The sequence below is a fragment of the Streptomyces sp. NBC_00354 genome (genome assembly GCF_036106915.1).
Lineage (GTDB): Bacteria > Actinomycetota > Actinomycetes > Streptomycetales > Streptomycetaceae > Streptomyces.
The window spans coordinates 7,425,358-7,442,879 of record NZ_CP107983.1; the positions used below are offsets into that span (position 1 = coordinate 7,425,358).

The 17,522-nt window shown below is 73.5% G+C and carries 18 protein-coding genes; 11 read left to right on the plus strand and 7 right to left on the minus strand.

The features are described from left to right. Positions 1-75 precede the first annotated feature (75 nt). Positions 76-1,056, plus strand: coding sequence for a helix-turn-helix transcriptional regulator (locus OHT74_RS34055; protein ID WP_328622318.1), 981 nt, complete (start codon positions 76-78; stop codon positions 1,054-1,056). A 209-nt stretch (positions 1,057-1,265) separates the two neighbouring features. Continuing rightward, entirely contained in the window at positions 1,266-2,474 is a 1,209-nt protein-coding gene (locus tag OHT74_RS34060; protein WP_328622319.1) for an erythromycin esterase family protein, read from the plus strand. Here OHT74_RS34060 and OHT74_RS42210 read toward each other — a convergent pair. Both OHT74_RS42210 and OHT74_RS34070 read right to left on the minus strand, forming a co-directional pair. Continuing rightward, positions 2,413-3,339 carry a GNAT family N-acetyltransferase gene (locus OHT74_RS42210; RefSeq protein ID WP_443047615.1) on the minus strand — a complete coding sequence of 309 codons (927 nt, stop codon included), beginning with the start codon at positions 3,337-3,339 and terminating at the stop codon, positions 2,413-2,415. The two genes, OHT74_RS34060 and OHT74_RS42210, sit on opposite strands and share 62 nt — an antisense overlap. Positions 3,340-3,409: 70 nt before the next feature. Then, positions 3,410-3,874, minus strand: a complete 465-nt coding sequence (locus tag OHT74_RS34070) for a hypothetical protein (protein WP_328623447.1) — start codon at positions 3,872-3,874, stop codon at positions 3,410-3,412. A gap of 95 nt (positions 3,875-3,969) precedes the next feature. On the opposite strand from OHT74_RS34070, the gene OHT74_RS34075 reads away from it, so the two are divergent. Beyond that, on the plus strand, positions 3,970-4,299 hold the full coding sequence (locus tag OHT74_RS34075) for a hypothetical protein (protein ID WP_266669964.1): 330 nt from the start codon (positions 3,970-3,972) through the stop codon (positions 4,297-4,299). 29 nt (positions 4,300-4,328) lie between these two features. On the opposite strand, the gene OHT74_RS34080 is transcribed toward OHT74_RS34075, so the two are convergent. Continuing rightward, the gene (locus OHT74_RS34080; RefSeq protein ID WP_266669966.1) at positions 4,329-5,165 is read right to left on the minus strand and encodes a MerR family transcriptional regulator; all 837 of its coding nucleotides are present in this window, start codon (positions 5,163-5,165) and stop codon (positions 4,329-4,331) included. 62 nt (positions 5,166-5,227) lie between these two features. Further along, entirely contained in the window at positions 5,228-5,680 is a 453-nt protein-coding gene (locus OHT74_RS34085; protein WP_266669968.1) for a hypothetical protein, read from the minus strand. A gap of 302 nt (positions 5,681-5,982) precedes the next feature. Between OHT74_RS34085 and OHT74_RS34090 the strand changes: the two genes are divergently transcribed. Next, on the plus strand, positions 5,983-7,215 hold the full coding sequence (locus tag OHT74_RS34090; protein ID WP_328622320.1) for an MFS transporter: 1,233 nt from the start codon (positions 5,983-5,985) through the stop codon (positions 7,213-7,215). Between the two features lie 292 nt (positions 7,216-7,507). After that, on the plus strand, positions 7,508-8,245 hold the full coding sequence (locus tag OHT74_RS34095) for a peptidoglycan-binding domain-containing protein (protein ID WP_328622321.1): 738 nt from the start codon (positions 7,508-7,510) through the stop codon (positions 8,243-8,245). A 51-nt stretch (positions 8,246-8,296) separates the two neighbouring features. Here the strand turns inward: OHT74_RS34095 and OHT74_RS34100 are convergent, their stop codons facing one another. Beyond that, on the minus strand, positions 8,297-9,040 hold the full coding sequence (locus OHT74_RS34100) for an SDR family NAD(P)-dependent oxidoreductase (protein WP_266669974.1): 744 nt from the start codon (positions 9,038-9,040) through the stop codon (positions 8,297-8,299). Positions 9,041-9,199: 159 nt separating this feature from the next. On the opposite strand from OHT74_RS34100, the gene OHT74_RS34105 reads away from it, so the two are divergent. Together OHT74_RS34105 and OHT74_RS34110 are read left to right on the plus strand one after the other, a co-directional pair. Beyond that, positions 9,200-10,276, plus strand: a complete 1,077-nt coding sequence (locus tag OHT74_RS34105; protein ID WP_328622322.1) for an RNA ligase (ATP) — start codon at positions 9,200-9,202, stop codon at positions 10,274-10,276. Between the two features lie 39 nt (positions 10,277-10,315). Beyond that, a complete protein-coding gene (locus tag OHT74_RS34110) occupies positions 10,316-10,906 on the plus strand; it encodes an HD domain-containing protein (RefSeq protein ID WP_328622323.1) in 591 nt (196 codons plus the stop codon). Positions 10,907-11,057: 151 nt separating this feature from the next. On the opposite strand, the gene OHT74_RS34115 is transcribed toward OHT74_RS34110, so the two are convergent. Beyond that, entirely contained in the window at positions 11,058-11,795 is a 738-nt protein-coding gene (locus OHT74_RS34115; RefSeq protein WP_328622324.1) for an SDR family oxidoreductase, read from the minus strand. Between the two features lie 126 nt (positions 11,796-11,921). On the opposite strand from OHT74_RS34115, the gene OHT74_RS34120 reads away from it, so the two are divergent. Then, positions 11,922-12,797, plus strand: a complete 876-nt coding sequence (locus tag OHT74_RS34120; RefSeq protein WP_266669982.1) for a LysR family transcriptional regulator — start codon at positions 11,922-11,924, stop codon at positions 12,795-12,797. Positions 12,798-12,799: 2 nt separating this feature from the next. On the opposite strand, the gene OHT74_RS34125 is transcribed toward OHT74_RS34120, so the two are convergent. Then, positions 12,800-14,137: an ROK family transcriptional regulator gene (locus OHT74_RS34125; RefSeq protein ID WP_328622325.1), complete on the minus strand. Its 1,338-nt coding sequence runs from the start codon at positions 14,135-14,137 to the stop codon at positions 12,800-12,802. 195 nt (positions 14,138-14,332) lie between these two features. Here OHT74_RS34125 and OHT74_RS34130 point away from each other — a divergent pair, with 195 nt between their 5' ends. Genes OHT74_RS34130 through OHT74_RS34140 form a run of 3 tightly spaced genes read left to right on the plus strand, consistent with a single transcriptional unit; the run spans position 14,333 to position 17,514 of the window. Next, positions 14,333-15,652: an ABC transporter substrate-binding protein gene (locus tag OHT74_RS34130; RefSeq protein ID WP_328622326.1), complete on the plus strand. Its 1,320-nt coding sequence runs from the start codon at positions 14,333-14,335 to the stop codon at positions 15,650-15,652. 28 nt (positions 15,653-15,680) lie between these two features. Further along, positions 15,681-16,655 (plus strand): carbohydrate ABC transporter permease, encoded by a 975-nt coding sequence (locus OHT74_RS34135; RefSeq protein ID WP_443047747.1) that lies wholly within the window; start codon positions 15,681-15,683, stop codon positions 16,653-16,655. Then, positions 16,648-17,514, plus strand: coding sequence for a carbohydrate ABC transporter permease (locus OHT74_RS34140; RefSeq protein WP_328622328.1), 867 nt, complete (start codon positions 16,648-16,650; stop codon positions 17,512-17,514). The genes OHT74_RS34135 and OHT74_RS34140 overlap by 8 nt, the downstream gene beginning before the upstream one ends. The last annotated feature ends 8 nt before the right edge of the window (positions 17,515-17,522 follow it).

Consider the following 17,522-nt stretch of genomic DNA (forward strand, 5'->3'; position numbering starts at 1 on the left):
GGTCCCTCCGGCACGAGAACAGTCTGTCCGGGATACCTGACATCCTCTGTCAGGTACCTCGGACACAATGGCCCCATGCGCGCCGACCGGCTCCTCTCCCTGCTCCTCCTGCTGCAGAACCGCGGCCGGATGACCGCACCCGAACTGGCCGCCGAGCTCGAGGTGTCGGTCCGTACGGTCTACCGGGACGTCGAAGCCCTCGGCGCCTCCGGCGTCCCGGTCCACGCCGACCGCGGACCCGACGGCGGCTACCGGCTCATGGACGGCTACCGCACCCGGCTCACCGGACTCACCGACGCCCAGGCCGGCTCCCTCTTCCTCGCCGGTGCGCCCGGCCCCGCGCAGGAGCTCGGCCTCGGCGCCGATCTGGCCGCCGCCCAGCTCAAGCTCCAGGCCGCACTGCCCGCCGCGCTCGCCGACCGGGCCCGGCGGCTCCAGGACCGCTTCCACCTGGACGCCCCGGCCTGGTTCCGCGACGCCGACCCCGTCCCGCACCTCGCGCAGATCGCCCAGGCGGTCTGGGACCAGCGCGTACTGCTCACCCACTACCGCCGCTGGAACGGCGAGGAGCGGGCCGGGCGGCCGCTGCACCCCCTCGGCCTCGTCCTCAAGGGCGGCATCTGGTACCTGGTGGCGCAGGCTGCCGACGAGCGCGTGCGCAGCTACCGGGTCTCGCGGTTCCTCGCCGTGGACACCGCGGAGGAGGGCTTCGAGCGTCCGGCCGGCTTCGAACTCGCCGCGTACTGGGCGGAGTCCGCCCGCCGGATGGAGGAGGCGACCCGGCAGGGGACCGCCCGGCTGCTGCTGTCCCCGCGCGGCCGCCGGCTGCTGCCGATGCAGTTCGGCGCCGCCGGCGTACGGGCGCTGGCCGGCGCCGGCCCGGTCGACCCCGCGGACCCCGACGGCTGGGTCCGCGTCGACCTCGACGTCGAATCCGAGGCCGTCGCGGTCGGAGACCTGCTCCGCCTCGGCACCGAAGCCGAGGTCCTCGGCCCGCCCGAGCTCCGGCAGGCCCTCACGGACACGGTCGCGGCGCTGGCCGAGCGGTACGGCTGAACCTCAGCCCGAGCGGGAACTGTCAGGGAACGTCTGAATCAGCTCACTCGAGCAGGAGTACTGATTGTTGGTGTCGCGATCACGAGCCTGTCACGCCCGCTCCCTCTCGCCGAGTGGACTACGCACAACGCCGTCCGTCTTGCCACTCCCGACCTTGCCGCCCCGCTCGACGACCTGAGCCGCTGCGCCGACTCATCGGTGACGCGCGAGTGGTCGCGCTGGGCGAGAACTCCCACCAGATACGCGAGTTCGGGCTGATGCGCGATCGGATGCTGCGCTTTTTGGTCCAGGAGTGCGGATTCACCGTCTACGCGGCGGAGTTCGGGGCTGCCTCCGGCCGGGCCGTTGACGCCTGGGTCAGGGGCGATGACGGTGATCTCGACGCGCTGATCACGCCTCGCAGCGACGGCTGTCCGGGCCAGTCCGCCGAGGGCCGCGACACCCTGCGGTGGCTGCGCGCCCACAATGCCACCGCGCCGCATCCGGTCCGCTTCGCCGGGCTCGACGTCCCGGCGGCCGGCGGCTCGCTGGCGCCCGTACTGGAGCCGGTCGCCAGCTATCTGGCCGATGTCGACTCCGGCGCGGTGCACTATGCGCGTACCGCTCTGGAGCTGTCGGAGCCGCTTGCGGGCGGCTCGGGTCTGGTCCCCGCCCACGCCCGCCTGCGCCTCGATCCCGCAGTCCAGGATCGACTCTCGGCCATCCTCGGCCGGCTGCTCAATCGGGTCACCGTCATGCGTGAGGTCTATGTCGAGAACGGCGGCCGCCAGGCGTACGAGAATGCCCTCTCGGACGTCTGGGCGGCCTGGCGCACCGACCAGATGCAGCGCGCGATGTCCGAACTGCTCGGCGGCGCACCCGACGCCGCCGACCTCGCCACCCGAGACCGCTACCTGGCAGACAGCCTGCTGCACCTGATCGACCGATCCGCACCCGGTACCCGCATCATCGTCTCCGCGCACAACGCCCACATCCAACGCACCGCCAACCCCGAGGGCAGCCCGCTCGCCCGGACGCCCATGGGATACCCACTCGCCCAAGAGCTCGGGACGGACTATGTGTCCGTGGCGCTGACCAGCGGTGGCGGCCGGACCGTGGCGAACGTCCCCGATCCGGCGCACCCTTCCGGGATGCGCCAATCTGCGGCCGACGCCCCCGAAGCGACACCTGACAGCGTGGAGTCGCTGTTCGCAGGGGTGCTCGAGGAGCCCGCGCTGGTGGACACCCGCGCGCTGCGCACGCACGCCCGGCGACATGGCCTGCCGGAGCCGGCCCTGATCCGCATGGACAACGGCTTCCTGCCCGTGCCGGCCCTGGATGCCTACGACGCGGTGATCAGCGTGCCACGCACCACGCTCACTGTGGACTTCGCCGAAGCAGACTCGACCGAATCTCTGACACCCCCCAGGCGTAGGTGACCGGCGGCTCCGTCGGGCGGTGCTCCCAGCGGATCTCGCCGTCCTCGCGGTGCGGGGTCGGGGCGAAGCCGCAGGCCGCGGCGACCGCCGCCGAGGCGTGGTGGTCCGGGTGGACGTGCGCGATCAGCAGCCCGGTGGGGAGGTCCGCCAGCCATGCCGTGACCGTCCGGGCCGCCTCGGTGGCGAAGCCCCGGCCCTGCCAGGGGGTTCCGATCACCCAGGCCAGCTCGGCCGTGTCCCGCGCGGGCGTGACGGTGGTCTGTACGGTCCCCACCAGCGGCCCGTCCCCGCGCAGCCTCAGCACCCAGTTGCACCACACGACCGCGGGGTCCGCGGACCCGGCCGCCAGCCGGGCGTAGCGCTCGCGCAGCGCGTCGGCCGTGAGCGGGGCGCCGCCGATGAATTCGTGCAGTACGGGATCGCCCAGGACGACGGCCATCTCCGGGGCGTGCTCGACGCCCAGGGGGAGGAGGTCCAGGCGGGCGCTGCCGAGCGGACCGGCACCGGCCGTACGGGCCCGGGGCCGCCGGACCTTCGCCGCCGCACGCGGGCGAGGCACGCCCTCCACGGCGAGGCAGATCCCGAAGACGCGGTCGTGGCCGGTCCAGCCGTTGACACGGCCCCGGTTGTTGCTGATCTGCACGCGTCGGCGCGGAGTGTCCACGGCCGAGACCAGGTGCAGGTACACCGTGCCGGCGACCCGGGCCAGGACGATGTCGCCGGGCTCGACGAGCGCCGGGTCGACCGGGGCGACCCGGACCCGCTGCCTGCTGCGGATCAGAGGCACCATCGAGTCGCCGGCAGGCCGGAACTCCACGGTCTCGCCCCGGCCGATGCGGTCCGCCAATGCGTCGAGCATGCCCATCGGGCGAGTGTGCCCGCCGTGGCGGCGTTCGGGACACCGCTTTTCTCGGGCGCGGTACGCGCCGGGCCGGTCAGCGCGGGGGTTCCACCTCGAGGAAGCGGCGGCGGCGTGGGCCCCGGTAGAGCAGGCAGCCCCAGCCCAGGGGCTCCAGCGCGGCCGCGCAGGCCGTCAGGCGCTCCTGCTCGGCTTCGGCCGCGCCGCCGCCCGGCGGGCCGGCCCAGGTCACCTCGACCCGTACGTCCCCGGACTCGGACGGGCCGGGCGCCACCCGGTACCCCGTCCGCGTACGCCGGCCCTCCGCGTCCACCGCCGACGGCGTGATACCCGCCGCCTCCAGTACGAGGGCCACCGCGCGCGGCATCTGCCGCAGCTCCCACGGGGCGGGAACCGCCGTCCCCGCCGGGCCGTTCACCAGGCGGCGGATCTGCAGCAGGCCCTCGTACGCCGTGCGGACCTCGGCCGCCCGCGCTGCCGTGGCGGGCCGCTGCGGTCCGTCGCCGGTCGCGGGTTCGAAGCCCTGCCCGGGTGACGTCACCACCCACCGCCCTCCCTCGGTCTGAGTACCTCACACCCAACGACCTGAGTATCCGCCCCGATTCCCCGGGCCCCCGCCGCTGATCGAATAGGGGCATGACCTTCGACGCCGCCGCCCGCACCGCGCCCCGCCCGCGCCGCATGCAGCACGTGACCACCGCCGGCTCGGCCCTGGCCGTGGCCCTGGTCCCGCTCGTGGTCGGCGTCCTGGTCGCCAAGGGCATGGCCGCCGACCCGCACACCCCCGTCAACGCCCTCATCACCAACGGCGGCCAGCGGGCGGGCCTGCCCCGGGCCGAGTGGCGCCGGCGCGGCCACGCCACGATGCGCCGACTGCGCACCGCCCGCCGGGACACGGCTCGCCGCTACGCCTCGGTCCGTACCCGCCGCCGCCCCGCCGCCGTCCCCCGGGACCGCGCCGCCTGACCGTCCGCGGGGGAATAGCGGGACAGCCCTTAGGCAGGCGCGAGCGGCTCCTGGAGTTCCGTGACCCACTGGTCCCGGTCCTCCGGGCAGGCGAGGGTCAGCTCACGCGCGTACCCCGCCGAGCGGTGGCCGTTGGCGTCGATCCACCGCGCGAGCGTCTGGGCGGTGGGCAGGACTCGGTCCATCGAGCCGCGGTGCACCACGGTCGCTGCCCGCTCGACCCCCGGCAGTTCGACCACCCGGACCGCGCCCCCGAGGTCCTCGGCGCGGACCGAGGCCCCCACCGGCAGCCCGGCGTGGACGAGGACGGCTCCGGCCTCGGCCCCCGGCGCGTCCTCGTAGTACGCGGTCCCCGGGCCGGTCGGAACCACCCCGGCAGCCTCGATCCGGCGGCAGAGCTCGTCGTACAGCGGGCCGATGACCGGCCCGATGTCCTGCGGCTGGTAGCTCCCCGCGACCCCGGTCAGTTCCACGAGCCGGACGGGCGGGAGGCTCTTCACGACGATGTCGACGGTGGACATGGATCCCTCGCTCTCGATGGTCCGGAGCCTCGCCTCGACCTGGGTCAGCCGGGCCGCCGCGGCGGCCATGGCCGACTCCAGCTCCGCCCGGCGCAGCCGCAGCATGCCTCGCAACTCCTCCGCGCCCACCCGCTCGTCGAGGATCGACCCCACCTGGTCCAGGCTGAAGCCGAGCTCCTTGAGCGCGATGACACGGTTGAGGCGGGCGAGCTGTTCGGCCTCGTAGTAGCGGTAGCCGCTGGCGGGGTCGACACGTGCGGGGTGCAGCAGTCCGATGGCGTCGTAGTGGCGCAGCATGCGGACCGATACCCGGCCGTGTTTGGCGAAGTCTCCGATGGTGAACATGACGCCTTCCAGTGCAGGCCCTGACACGGGGGGAGGGTCAAGTCCTGAGCGATACCTGCTGGTCAGCGGCCATACTGCCGAATGCACAGGTCCACGATGGACGGCGGTACGGTGCCCTCGGCCGCCGCGCACACCTCGTCCGGCCGGGGAAGCGGGGCCGCATGCCGCGGGCCGCGCGGCGGCGCGGGCTGGGGCGGGTGCGCCCGGCGCGGCGCAGCCGCCGGCTTCGCGCTGCGCGCGGCAGGCTGCCGGGCGGCCCCGGCCGGCGGACGTTCCGGATCCGGCTCCCCGTCGGGCTGCGGGAGCCGCCCCAGCGGCAGGGGCCGGGACTCCGGGATGGGCGGCGGCAGGTCGGGACCAGCCGTCGGGGGCGGCGCATCGGCCGGATCCCGCGCGTCCAGCGGCGCCGAGGTGCCGGGCGCCGGGGCCGGATCCGCGCCCGAGCCGACGGAGACGCAGCCGCTGCTCGCGAGCAGCGCGGCGAGGGACAGGGGCAGGGCCCGGCGTAACTGCATCCGACCACCATGCCGTACCGCACGGCCGGCCGGTCCCCGCGCTCACGCGTCCGGGTGACGAGGCCCGAAGCCGGCCCGCGGAGCCCGCCGCGGGGGCGATCGCGGAGTCGGCCCGGCGTCACCAGGGGCGCCCGGCGTCGCTCCCGGCCCGGCGACGACTGCAGAAACGATTGCCCGGACCGGGAATTTCCGTAGTCTGCCGGAGGACGGGAACGACAGTGCGATGGCCGGGGAGGCGCGACCCCCGGTGCACCGCGCTGCCCTGCCCTCACATCCCGACGGACCGTACGGAGTACCGATCCATGACTGCAGCCGACGCGCCCGGCGAACCCGCACCGACTCCTGACCCCCTCCCACCCACCGCCCTCCCCGCGCCCTGGAAGGGCTGGGCGGCCGTCCTCGCCGTCGCGCTCGCGATCTTCTGCCTGATCACCTCCGAACTACTGCCCGTCGGCCTGCTCACCCCCGTCGGGGACGCCCTCGGGGTGTCCGACGGCACCGCCGGGCTGATGGTGACCGTGCCCGGGCTCGTCGCCGGACTCTGCGCCCCGCTCGTCACCGTCGGCGCGGGCCGGCTCGACCGGCGGCTCGTGCTGTGCGTACTGATCGCCCTGATGGCGGCCGCCAACCTCGCCGCCGCCGTCGCCCCGGGCTTCGCCGTGCTGCTCGCCGCGCGCCTGCTCGTCGGGGTCGGCGTCGGCGGCTTCTGGGCGCTGGCGGGCGGGCTCGCGGTACGCCTCGTACCGGAGCGCCACGTCGGCCGGGCCACCGCGCTCGTCTTCGGCGGCGTCCCCACCGCCTCCGTACTCGGCGTGCCCGCAGGCACGCTGCTCGGCGAACTCGGCGGCTGGCGGGCCGCCTTCGGTGCGGTCGGCGTCCTCGGCCTCCTCGCGCTGGCCGCGCTGCTTCTGCTGCTGCCCCCGCTGCCGCCGACCCGGGACGTCACCTTCCGTGAACTGCCCGCCCTGCTGCGCGGGAACCGCGGGGTCCGGGCCGGGGTGATCGTCACCTTCCTGGTGGTGACCGGGCAGTTCGCCGCCTACACCTTCGTACGGCCCGTCCTGCAGGACGTCTCCGGCATCGACGCCGCGTACGTGAGCACCCTGCTCCTGGGCTACGGGGTGGCCGGCGTCGCGGGCAACTTCCTGGCCGGGGCGCGCGATGCGTACCGTGCGGTCCTGGTGATCAGCACCGCGCTGACCGTGGTCCTCGGGCTGATCGCCACCCTGCCGGGAGCGGCCGCCGGGACCGCGCTGCTGATCGCCTGGGGGCTCGCGTACGGGGGTGTCTCGGTCAGTCTGCAGAGCTGGATGATCAAGGCGGCGCCGGGCGCGGCCGAGGCCGCCACCTCGCTGATGGTGGCCATGTTCAACCTGGCCATCGCGGCGGGCGCCCTGGCGGGCGGCTTCGCGGTCGACGGGATCGGCGCCCCGGCGGCCCCGCTCACCGGGGCCGCGCTGATGCTCGTGGCCGCGGTCACGGTCAGCCTCACCGTCACGGTCCGGATGCCGAGGGCTACCGCCGCCGATGGGTAGACCGGACGGATGGGGCAGTTCGGACACCTGGCTTGACCCGGGCCGTCCCGGGGGGAAAGAGTGCGCCGATCAAGCACTCAAGAACCACCGCATGAGCTGCACTTCGGAGATATCTCATATGTTCATATCGGTCCGCTCTTCGCTTGACCCCATGACGACCGGAGGCGTCCTCGTGCCGGGGACACCCCTTACGGGCATGGTCCTGGTCGCGCGGCGGCGCAGGGCCTGACCGGCCGGGTGGGGGCCGACACCGCACCGCCGCGCCGGTCCCCACCCCTGCCGGGAGACAATCGTGTCCCACCATCCCGATGAGAGCGAAAGCGTCCCGGACGACCGCCGGCTCGTAGGCCCGTACGTCGCCTCCTCCCAGCGGCCGTACCGGGCGACGACGCCCGCCTGGCCGCACACCGGACCCGTCCCGGTCTCCTTCCGCGCCCCCGACGGCCGGCTTGAGGACGACCCCGAGCGGCCCGCCGGGGCCACTGGCGCTGCCGATGCCCGCGCCGGCCGGCGGGACCGTGGCGGCCCGCTCCTGCCGGCTGTCCTCGCCCTGGTCGCCCTCGGTGCGGCCGGCGGGCTGGTGTACCTGCTGAGCGGCCCCGATCCGCGGCCCGAGCGGGCCGTGGCGCCGCCGGAGTTGTCCGTACCGATGCTCCCGGCGCGCAGCTCCGGCGCGGGCGACGAGCCCTCGCCCGAGGGGTCCGTACGGGCCTCCGCATCCTCGGCGGCCGCATCGGCGTCGGCCGGCCCGTCCGCGAGCCGGACGCCGAAGTCGACGCCCCCGCCGAGCGCCTCGGCCGGGCAGCAGCCGACGGGGGCTTCCGGGACGCTGCGGATGGGCGACCGAGGGCCCGAGGTGAGCGCCCTGCAGGAGCGGCTCCGCGGCCAGGGGTTCACGTACGTCGACGTCACCGGCGTCTACGACAGCCAGACCAAGCGCGGGGTCGCCCAGCTCCAGCGCGACCGGGACATCAAGGGCGACCAACCGGGCGTCTACGGCCCGGCCACCCGGGCCGCCTTCGGGGGGTGACCCGCCGGGGCCGGGGCATCGGCCCTGCTCAGCCGAAGACAAAGATCGAACTCAGCGGCCGCCGGAGACGCGGAGGACGGCGCCCGTCGTGTACGAGGCGTCCGGGGACAGCAGCCATGCGATGGCCCCGGCAACCTCTTCGGGCTGCCCGGCCCGCCCGAGCGGGATGCCGGCAGCTGCGCGAGCCGGCCGGTCGGGGTCGCCCATCGCGGCGTGCATGCCGGTCTCGATGATGCCGGGCGCCACCGCGTTGACCCGGATGCGGTCCGGGCCGAGCTCCTTCGACAGCCCCACCGTCAGGGCATCCGTGGCGGCCTTGGTCGCCGCGTAGTGGACGTAGTCGCCGGGGCTGCCGAGCGTGGCGGCCGCCGAGGACACGTTCACGATGGCCCCGCCGCCCGCATCCGCCATGTCCCGGGCGGCGCGGCGGCAGCACAGCAGGTACCCGAGCAGGTTGACCTCGACCACGCGCCGCAGATCCTCGGTCGCTGCGTCGGCGAGCCGGCCGAGCGGGCCGGTCACCCCGGCGTTGTTCACCAGCCCGGTCACCGCGCCGAACTCGGCCCCGGCGATGTCGAAGAGCCGCTCCACCCCGCACTCCCGGGAGGTGTCGCCCCGTACGGTCAGACAGCGCGCACCGGTCGCCCGTACGCGCTCCGCGACGGCCTCGGCGGCTGCGTCGTCCCGGAGGTAGCCGAGCACCACGTCATGGCCGTCGGCTGCGAGCCGCACGCACGTCGCGGCGCCGATGCCCCTGCTGCCTCCGGTGACGACGGTGACCGGACGACGTGGCACGGGGGCCTCCTGGGCGACGGGACGGGCCGCCGGGGCGGCGGGCGGGTCAGGCTAACACCGTGATATCGGCTGGACCAGCAAAAATGCCGGGCCGCAGAGTGGACGGCATGGCAACACGACGCCGTCACACGACGCCGTCACATCCGAGGAGTTGCGCACATGTCGACCTTGCGGGTCACCGCCGAAGAGCTGACCGTCCACGAGCATCCGAACGCCGACGCGCTGGAGCTGGCCCAAGTGGGCCTCTACCGCGCCGTCGTCGCCAAGGGCGCCTACCGCAGCGGCGAGTTCGCCGTCTACATACCCGAACAGGCCGTGCTGCCGGCCGAGCTGATCGAGGAGCTCGGCCTGACCGGCCGCCTCGCCGGCGGCTCCGCCGACCGGGTCAAGGCGGTCCGGCTGCGCGGTGAGCTGTCGCAGGGGCTGGTGTGCCGGCCGCGTGCGCTGGCCGATGTGGACCTGGCGCAGGCGGCCGAGGAGGGTACGGACTTCGCCGAGCTGCTCGGGATCACCAAATGGGCGCCGCCCGTGCCGACGACCATGAACGGCGAGGTGGAGGCCGCGCCGGACCTGCTGCCCTGGGTGGACATCGAGAACCTCCAGCGCTACCCGCACCTCTTCGAGCCCGGCGAGCCGGTCGTCCTCACCGAGAAACTGCACGGCACGGCCTGCCTGGTGACGTACGTCGTCGAGGGTGGCCGGGTGCTGGTCTCCTCCAAGGGCTTCGGGTCCAAGGGGCTGGCACTCAAGGAGGAGGACCGCAACCTCTACTGGCGGGCCGTACGCGGCCACGGCGTCCCGGAGATCGCGGCGAAGCTGGCCGCGCGGCTGGGAGCCACCCGGATCGGCGTCTTCGGCGAGGTGTACGGCGCGGGCGTCCAGGACCTCGCGTACGGAACCGACGCGCGGACGGCCGCCACGGGGCCGGGATACGCCGTCTTCGACGTGTCCGCGGAGATCGACGGGCAGGTGCGCTGGCTGGACCCGCACGAGCTGCTCCAGGGCGGCGAGCTGCCGCTCGTACCCAGGCTGTTCGAGGGCCCGTACGAGCTCGACGCGGTCCTGGAGCTGGCCACCGGCAGGGAGACGGTGTCCGGCCGGGCCGAGCACCTGCGCGAGGGCGTCGTGATCCGCCCGGCGGCGGAACGCTACAGCCCTGTGGTCGGCGGCCGCGCGATCGCAAAGGCGGTCAGCCCGGCGTACCTCACCCGCAAGGGCGGCACGGAGTACGAGTGACCCCGGTGCGGGCCGAGGAGCTCCGGGTAGCCTGACCCGATGGCCGACTCCGATGTGCTGTCCCGGGCCCTCGAGGCGCAGGCGGAACCTCCGCTGCGCCAGTTGCCGCCCGGCGTGGCCGCGTTGCTGCGTGAGCTGGCTGCGCCGCCCCGGCTGGCGGCGCACCTGCGGCTCGTGCACGACGTGGCGGGCCGGCTCGCCGACTGGCTGGCCGCATACTGCCCCGGCCTGCCCTTCGCCCGTGAGGCCGTGCTCTTCGGCGCGGCCACGCACGACGTGGGCAAGGCAGTCCACACCGCCGAGCTCAGCGGACCGGGTTCCGCACACGAGGCCGCCGGGCGGGAAATGCTCCTCGCACACGGGTTCACCGAGGAGCAGGCCCGCTTCGCCGCCACCCATGCCGGCTGGGCGGCGCCCGGCATCAGCGTCGAGGAGCTGCTGGTGAGCACCGCCGACAAGGTGTGGAAGGGCAAGCGCGTGCCCGAACTGGAGAACCTCCTGGTCCGCCGGATCGCCGAGGCCGCGGACACCGAGCCGTGGGCCGTATTCCTCGATCTGGACGAGTTGCTCGGCCGGATCGCCGACGGTGCCGATCGTCGGCTGGCCTTCCAGGCCGCCTTTCCGGTCTGAGCTGTCTGCTTCCCAGACCGTGCAGCAGGAACTCGCCCCGGGCGAAGGTGAGATGGCGGGTGTCGCCCTGCTCGTACGCGACCTCGCCGGTGGCGCCGTCGCCGGTGTGCCGGCGGCTTCGCCCGGACGTCACCGCCGTCCGGAACGGGTGTCAGACAAGGCGCGCACCGCCGTCCACGTGCAGCACGGTCCCGGTGACGAACGGGTTGCCGATCGCGTACAGCACCGAGCGCACCACGTCGTCGGGAGTGCCCGTCCTGCGGGCGGGGTTGCGGTCGGCGACGCCGCGCAGGAACGCCTCCTTGTCCGCGCCGAGCCGGTCCCAGGCCCCGGAGTCGATGATGCCGGGGGAGACTGCGTTGACCCGCAGTGGCGCCAGCTCGACGGCGAGCGCCTCCACCAGGAAGGACAGCGCGCCGTTGGCGGTGGCCATGACCACCCGCTCCGGGGCGGGCCGCCAGGCCGCGACGCCGGAGAAGAACGTGAGGGAGCCGCCCTCGTTCATCCGCCCCGCCAGGTGCTTGGCGAGCAGCAGCGGGCCGAACACCTTGGCGGCGAACGCCCGCTGGACGTCGGCGAGCACGAGCCCGGAGACGGGCCCGTTGGCAGGGACGGCGGCCGTGGAGACGACGTGGTCGACCGGGCCCACCGCTTCGGCGAGGGCGGCGATCGAGTCCTCGTCGGTGAGGTCGGCCGGCTGGAGGCGGGCGGGTGCGGGCAGCGCGTTCGCGGTCGCCGCCAGCCGCTCCGCGTCGGGCCCCGCGAGGATCAGCTCGGCGCCGGCAGCCGATGCCGTACGGGCCAGCGTGCGCCCGATGTGCGAGCCGGCGCCGACGACGACCAGCCGCTTGCCGTCGAGGGAGTCCTGGAAAAGAGCGGAAGTGGGCATCGGAGGTCCTGTGTCCTGTGAGTTCCGGTGCGTGCCGAGGATGGCCGCCGGGTACGACACGACTCTCCGTCGGCCGGAGCCCATACGTCCAAGACTTGGTTTCTACTGCTGCCATAACATTTGCTCATGACTACCCTGCGGCAGCTCGAGTACCTGGTCACCGTCGTCGACACCGGCTCCTTCACACGCGCCGCCGAGCTGCTGCACGTCTCCCAGCCCGCCCTGTCCCACCAGGTCCGCGCGCTGGAGCGGGAGGCGGGCGGCCCGCTGCTGGAGCGGCTCCCGCGGGCGGTCCGGCTGACCCCGATGGGCCGTGCGATGCTCCCGCACGCCCGCGCCGCGCTCGCCGACGCCGAACGGGCCCGTACCGCCGCCCGTCGCGCCGTCGGCCTGGAGGGTGGCGAGATCCAGGTCGCCGCGGTCTACTCGATCACCCTCGGGATCCTGCTCCCGGTGCTGCGCACCTGGCACGAGCGGCATCCGCAGGTGCGCATCCGGCTGAGGGAGTTCCCGCACACCGACGCGCTGCTCGCCGCCATGGCCGCGGGCAGCGCCGACCTCGCCGTCGGCCCGGCACCGCGCGGATGGGACGGTCCCGTACGGGAGTTGGGGGAGGAGGAGTTCGTGGTCGCCGTCCCCGTAGACGATCCGGCCCCGGACCGGGTGCACCTCGGGGACCTGGCGGACCGCTCGTGGGTGCACTACGCGCCCGGCAACGGCCTGGCCGAGGTGGTGGACCAGGCCTGTGCGGCGGCCGGCTTCCGGCCGCGTGCCGCCGTACGGACCGAACAGACGGCCGCAGCGCCGCTGTTGGCCGCCACCGGTCTGGGTCCGGCCCTGGTCCCCGAGAGCGTTCTGCCGCCCGGCTTCGCGGGCCGGGTACTGCGCCCCGAGCCGCCGGTGCGCCGGATGCTGGCCGCCTACACGCGCCCGCACCCCGACCCGCTGACCACGGCCTTCCTGGACACCCTCGCCGGGCATGCGGGGGCCGGCGCCGCCTGAACTCAGCCCCGGCGGGCCGCCGGTTCGCCGCGGACCTCCAGGGCCGTGCGCCAGCCCGGCGGTTCGGCCTGCTGCTGCGGGGGCGTGCGGCGGCCTCCCGTGGCGAAGAAGGCCGACAGCAGGAGCGTCGCCGCCCCGACCGTGACCGCGTCCGGGCCCAGGGAACCGAGGTCGATGGTGACCCGGTCGGCGGGATGGCGCAGGGAGTACCGGGCCGCGTGCTCCCGTACGGCGGGCAGGATGTGCGGGCCCAGCAGCAGGCCCGCCCAGCCGCCGATCAGGATGCGCTCCGGCCGGAACAGGTTGATGACGTCCGACAGGCCCGCGCCCAGGTACTCCGCGGTCTCCTCCAGAACCTCCAGAGCCACCGGATCCGCCGCGACCGCCGCCGCCAGCAGGGCCGAGAGGGCCTCCTCCTCGTCCAGCTCGTCCAGCGCGTCCACCGCGTCCACCGCGCCGCCGGCGCGCCCGCCCCGCTCCGCCCAGCGCGCCAGCAGGGACTCGGCCCCCGTGTACGCTTCGAGGCAGCCCAGCGCACCGCACCGGCAGCGCCGCCCCCGTACCGACACCGTGAGGTGCCCCCACTCCAGCGGGGTGCCCTCCGTCGTGCTCCCGTCGGGCGAGCCGTCCGTGATCAGGCTGGCGCCGACGCCCGAGCCGAACAGGACGACGACGGCCTCCCGGGCCCCGCGCCCCGCCCCGAACCACATCTCGGCCTGGCCGAGGGTGCGCGCGCCGTTGTCGATGATGTACGGGACCTCGTCCGGCAGGGCCCCGGTGGCGCGCAGCAGCGCCTCCAGCGGCACCGCGTCCCAGCCGATGGTCTGCCCGTGCACGACCGCTCCGCCCGGCGCCTCGCGGTCCACTATGCCCGGGACGCCGACGCCCACGCCCAGCAGCCGCTCGGTCCCGACCCCGGCCTCGGCGAGGACGGTGGCGATCCCGGTCCGGACGTGGTCCACGATCGGGCCGACGTCGTAGCAGCCACGGGGCAGCAACGGCAGCTCGGTGCGGGCCAGTTCGGTGAGCGCCAGGTCGAACAGCTCCACGCGGACCCGGGTTTCGCCGACGTCGACCCCGATCATGTGGGCGCTGCCGGGGGCCACGCGCAGCAGGGTGCGGGGCCGGCCGCCGTCCGAGTCGACGATGCCGGCCTCCTCCAGGAGTCCGTCCGCGACGAGTTCGCCGACCACGTTGCTGACGGAACCGGAGCTCAGCCCGGTGGCGGGCCCGAGTTCCTGCCGGCTCATCGGCCCGCCGAAGTACAGCCGCTGGAGCACGGCGCTGCGGTTGCCGCGCCGCAGGTCCCGCACCGTACGGCCGCCACGCCCTGTGGTCATCTGGCTCCTTCCGTCCTGCCGTCCGCCCTGTCGTCGCTCGCAACATACCCGTGCGGGGCCCCTTGACGCGACCCTTTCACGAGGCTTAACTCACGTCCTGAATTAAGGCCTTGGCGCGTGGGGCGCCCTCGAAGCACCCGAGCCGAGACCATCCGCCGGCCTTCCCCCGAACCTGCCGAAAGGGGCCGATCCGCCATGCGCAGAACCCGAGCCGCCGCTGCCGCCGTCACCGCCTGCCTGCTCGCAGCCACGGCCACCGCCTGCGGCGGCGGCACCGCGGACAACAGCGGCGGCTCCAACACCGCCCCCGAGGAGCTCACGTACTGGGCCTCCAACCAGGGCCCCGACCTCGCGGCGGACCAGGCGACCCTCGGCCCGGAGCTGAAGAAGTTCGAGGAGCGGACCGGCATCAAGGTCAAGCTCGAAGTCGTCCCCTGGTCCGATCTGCTCAACCGGATCCTCGCCGCCACCGCCTCCGGCCAGGGCCCGGACGTCCTCAACATCGGCAACACCTGGTCCGCCTCCCTCCAGGCCACCGGGGCCCTGCTCCCGTGGGACGGCAAGAACTTCGACGCAATCGGCGGCAAGGACCGCTTCGTGGAGTCGGCCATCGGCTCGGCGGGCGCCGCCGGCCAGGACCCGGCCGCCGTCCCGCTCTACTCGATGTCGTACGCGCTCTACTACAACAAGAAGATGTTCCAGGAGGCGGGCATAGCGAAGCCCCCGGCCACCTGGGACGAGATGGTCACGATCGGCCGGAGCCTGTCCAAGGACGGCACGTGGGCGCTCGGCGCCGAAGGGGGCAACCTCGCCAACAACATCCACCAGGTCTTCGTCCTCGCCAAACAGCACGGTGCGGACTTCTTCGACGCGGCCGGCAGGCCCACCTTCGACTCCCCGGCCGCCGTCGACGCCGTCAAGCAGTACGTCGACCTGATGGCCAAGGACAAGATCATCGCGCCGGGCAACGCCGAGTACGCCCAGAACCAGTCCCTCCAGGACTTCGCCAACGGCAAGACCGCCATGGTCCTGTGGCAGAGCGCCGCCTCCTCCTTCAAGACCCACGGCATGAAGGAGGGCGACTGGGGCGTGGCCCCGGTACCGGTGCCCGCCGGCAGCGTGCCGGGCACCGGCCGCAACACCAATTCCATGGTCGCCGGCATCAACCTGGCCGTATTCAAGAACACCGACAACATCGACGGCTCCCTCAAGTTCGTGAAGTTCATGACCAGCGACGAGGAACAGAAGCTCCTCAACAAGACGTACGGCTCCGTCCCGCCGGTCAAGGCCGCCCAGAACGACCCCGCGTTCGCCACCGACGACCTCACCGTGCTCCGTACCACCCTGGGCACCAGCGCCGCCCCGCTCCCGCAGGTCCCGCAGGAGTCCCAGTTCGAGACCGCCGTCGGCACCGCCGTCAAGGAGCTCTTCGCCGACGCCGCGGCGGGACGCCCGGTCACCACCGAGTCGGTCAAGGCCAAGCTCACCAAGGCGCAGCAGCAGATGGCGAGCTGAGTCCGGCCCGATGAGCCTCAAGAGCCCGATGAGCCCGACGAGCCCGACGAGTCCCAAGATCCCCAAGAGCCGCATGAGCCCCAGGGCCGCCCGCCTGCGCCGCAGCGCCCTGCCCTACCTCCTGCTCCTGCCCGCCCTGCTCCTCGAACTGCTCATCCACCTCGTCCCCATGGTGATGGGCATCCTGATGAGCTTCCGGCAGCTGACCCAGTTCTTCATCCGCGACTGGTCCCGCGCCCCCTGGACGGGACTGGCCAACTACGAACTCGCCGTCGACGTCAACCGGCCCGTCGGCGAGGCCCTCTTGCGCTCCTTCCTCACCACCTGCCTGTTCACCCTGCTCTCCGTCGGCCTGTGCTGGCTGCTGGGCACCGCTGCGGCGGTGTTCATGCAGGAGAACTTCCGCGGCCGCGGCATCCTGCGCGCCCTGTTCCTCGTCCCGTACGCCCTGCCCGTGTACGCGGCCGTCATCACCTGGGCGTTCATGTTCCAGCGGGACAACGGCCTGGTGAACCACGTCCTCCACGACCAGCTCGGCCTCGGCGGCGCCGAGCACACCTTCTGGCTGCTGGGCGACAACAGCTTCTGGGCCCTGCTGACCGTCTCCGTCTGGAAGGGCTGGCCCTTCGCCTTCCTCATCGTGATGGCCGCCCTGCAGAACATCCCCGCGGAGCTGTACGAGGCCGCCGCGCTGGACGGCGCCGGCGTCTGGCAGCAGATCCGCCGGATCACCCTGCCCTCCGTCGGCGCGGTCAACCGGGTGCTGGTCCTGGTGCTGTTCCTGTGGACCTTCAACGACTTCAACACGCCGTTCGTGCTGTTCGGCAGATCCGCCCCCGAGGCCGCCGACCTGGTCTCCCTCCACATCTACCAATCCAGCTTCGTCACCTGGAACTTCGGCACCGGATCGGCGATGTCCGTCCTGCTGCTGCTCTTCCTGCTGTTCGTCACCGCCGGCTACCTGCTCGCCACGACACGCGGACGGAGGAACGAGCGTGCCTGACCGCCGCCGATCGTCGCCGTCGGCCCCGCCCGCCTCCTTCCGGGTGGTCCGCGCCGTCTTCCTCACCCTGCTCACCGGCTTCGTCCTGCTGCCCGTCTACGTGATGGTCACCAGCTCGCTCAAACCGCTCCAGGACGTCGCCGGCCGATTCCGCTGGATCCCCAGCGGGCTCACCGTCCGCCCCTACGTCGACATCTGGCACACCGTCCCGCTCGCCCGGTACTTCGTGAACTCCCTGATCGTGGCGGGCGCGGCCACCGCCGCCTCCGTCGTCATCGCCGTCTTCGCGGCCTACGCGGTCAGCCGCCACCGCTTCCGCGGCAAGCGCCTGTTCACCGTCACCGTGCTCTCCACCCAGATGTTCCCCGGGATCCTCTTCCTCCTCCCGCTGTTCCTGATCTTCGTGAACATCGGCAATGCCACCGGAATCGCCCTCTACGGCTCCCGCGGCGCCCTGATCCTCACGTACCTGACCTTCTCCCTCCCCTTCTCCATCTGGATGCTCATCGGCTACTTCGACTCGGTGCCCCGCGACCTCGACGAGGCGGCCACCGTCGACGGCTGCGGCCCCCTCGGCGCGCTGCTGCGGGTCGTGGTCCCGGCCGCCGTCCCCGGCATCGTCGCCGTCGCCGTGTACGCCTTCATGACCGCCTGGGGCGAGGTGCTCTTCGCCTCCGTCATGACGAACGACACCACCCGTACCCTCGCCGTCGGCCTGCAGGGCTACTCCACGCAGAACGACGTCTACTGGAACCAGATCATGGCCGCCTCGCTCGTCGTCAGCATCCCCGTCGTCGCCGGATTCCTGCTGCTGCAGCGGTACTTGGTGGCCGGCCTCACGGCGGGAGCCGTCAAATGACCCTTTCG

Bases quoted from the DNA above. Each gene is read 5' to 3' on its own strand.
- OHT74_RS34055 (WP_328622318.1), top strand. From the start codon at position 76: ATGCGCGCCGACCGGCTCCTCTCCCTGCTCCTCCTGCTGCAGAACCGC.
- OHT74_RS42210 (WP_443047615.1), bottom strand. From the start codon at position 3,339: ATGGGCATGCTCGACGCATTGGCGGACCGCATCGGCCGGGGCGAGACC.
- OHT74_RS34075 (WP_266669964.1), top strand. From the start codon at position 3,970: ATGACCTTCGACGCCGCCGCCCGCACCGCGCCCCGCCCGCGCCGCATG.
- OHT74_RS34080 (WP_266669966.1), bottom strand. From the start codon at position 5,165: ATGTTCACCATCGGAGACTTCGCCAAACACGGCCGGGTATCGGTCCGC.
- OHT74_RS34085 (WP_266669968.1), bottom strand. From the start codon at position 5,680: ATGCAGTTACGCCGGGCCCTGCCCCTGTCCCTCGCCGCGCTGCTCGCG.
- OHT74_RS34090 (WP_328622320.1), top strand. From the start codon at position 5,983: ATGACTGCAGCCGACGCGCCCGGCGAACCCGCACCGACTCCTGACCCC.
- OHT74_RS34105 (WP_328622322.1), top strand. From the start codon at position 9,200: ATGTCGACCTTGCGGGTCACCGCCGAAGAGCTGACCGTCCACGAGCAT.
- OHT74_RS34110 (WP_328622323.1), top strand. From the start codon at position 10,316: ATGGCCGACTCCGATGTGCTGTCCCGGGCCCTCGAGGCGCAGGCGGAA.
- OHT74_RS34115 (WP_328622324.1), bottom strand. From the start codon at position 11,795: ATGCCCACTTCCGCTCTTTTCCAGGACTCCCTCGACGGCAAGCGGCTG.
- OHT74_RS34120 (WP_266669982.1), top strand. From the start codon at position 11,922: ATGACTACCCTGCGGCAGCTCGAGTACCTGGTCACCGTCGTCGACACC.
- OHT74_RS34125 (WP_328622325.1), bottom strand. From the start codon at position 14,137: ATGACCACAGGGCGTGGCGGCCGTACGGTGCGGGACCTGCGGCGCGGC.
- OHT74_RS34130 (WP_328622326.1), top strand. From the start codon at position 14,333: ATGCGCAGAACCCGAGCCGCCGCTGCCGCCGTCACCGCCTGCCTGCTC.
- OHT74_RS34135 (WP_443047747.1), top strand. From the start codon at position 15,681: ATGAGCCCGACGAGCCCGACGAGTCCCAAGATCCCCAAGAGCCGCATG.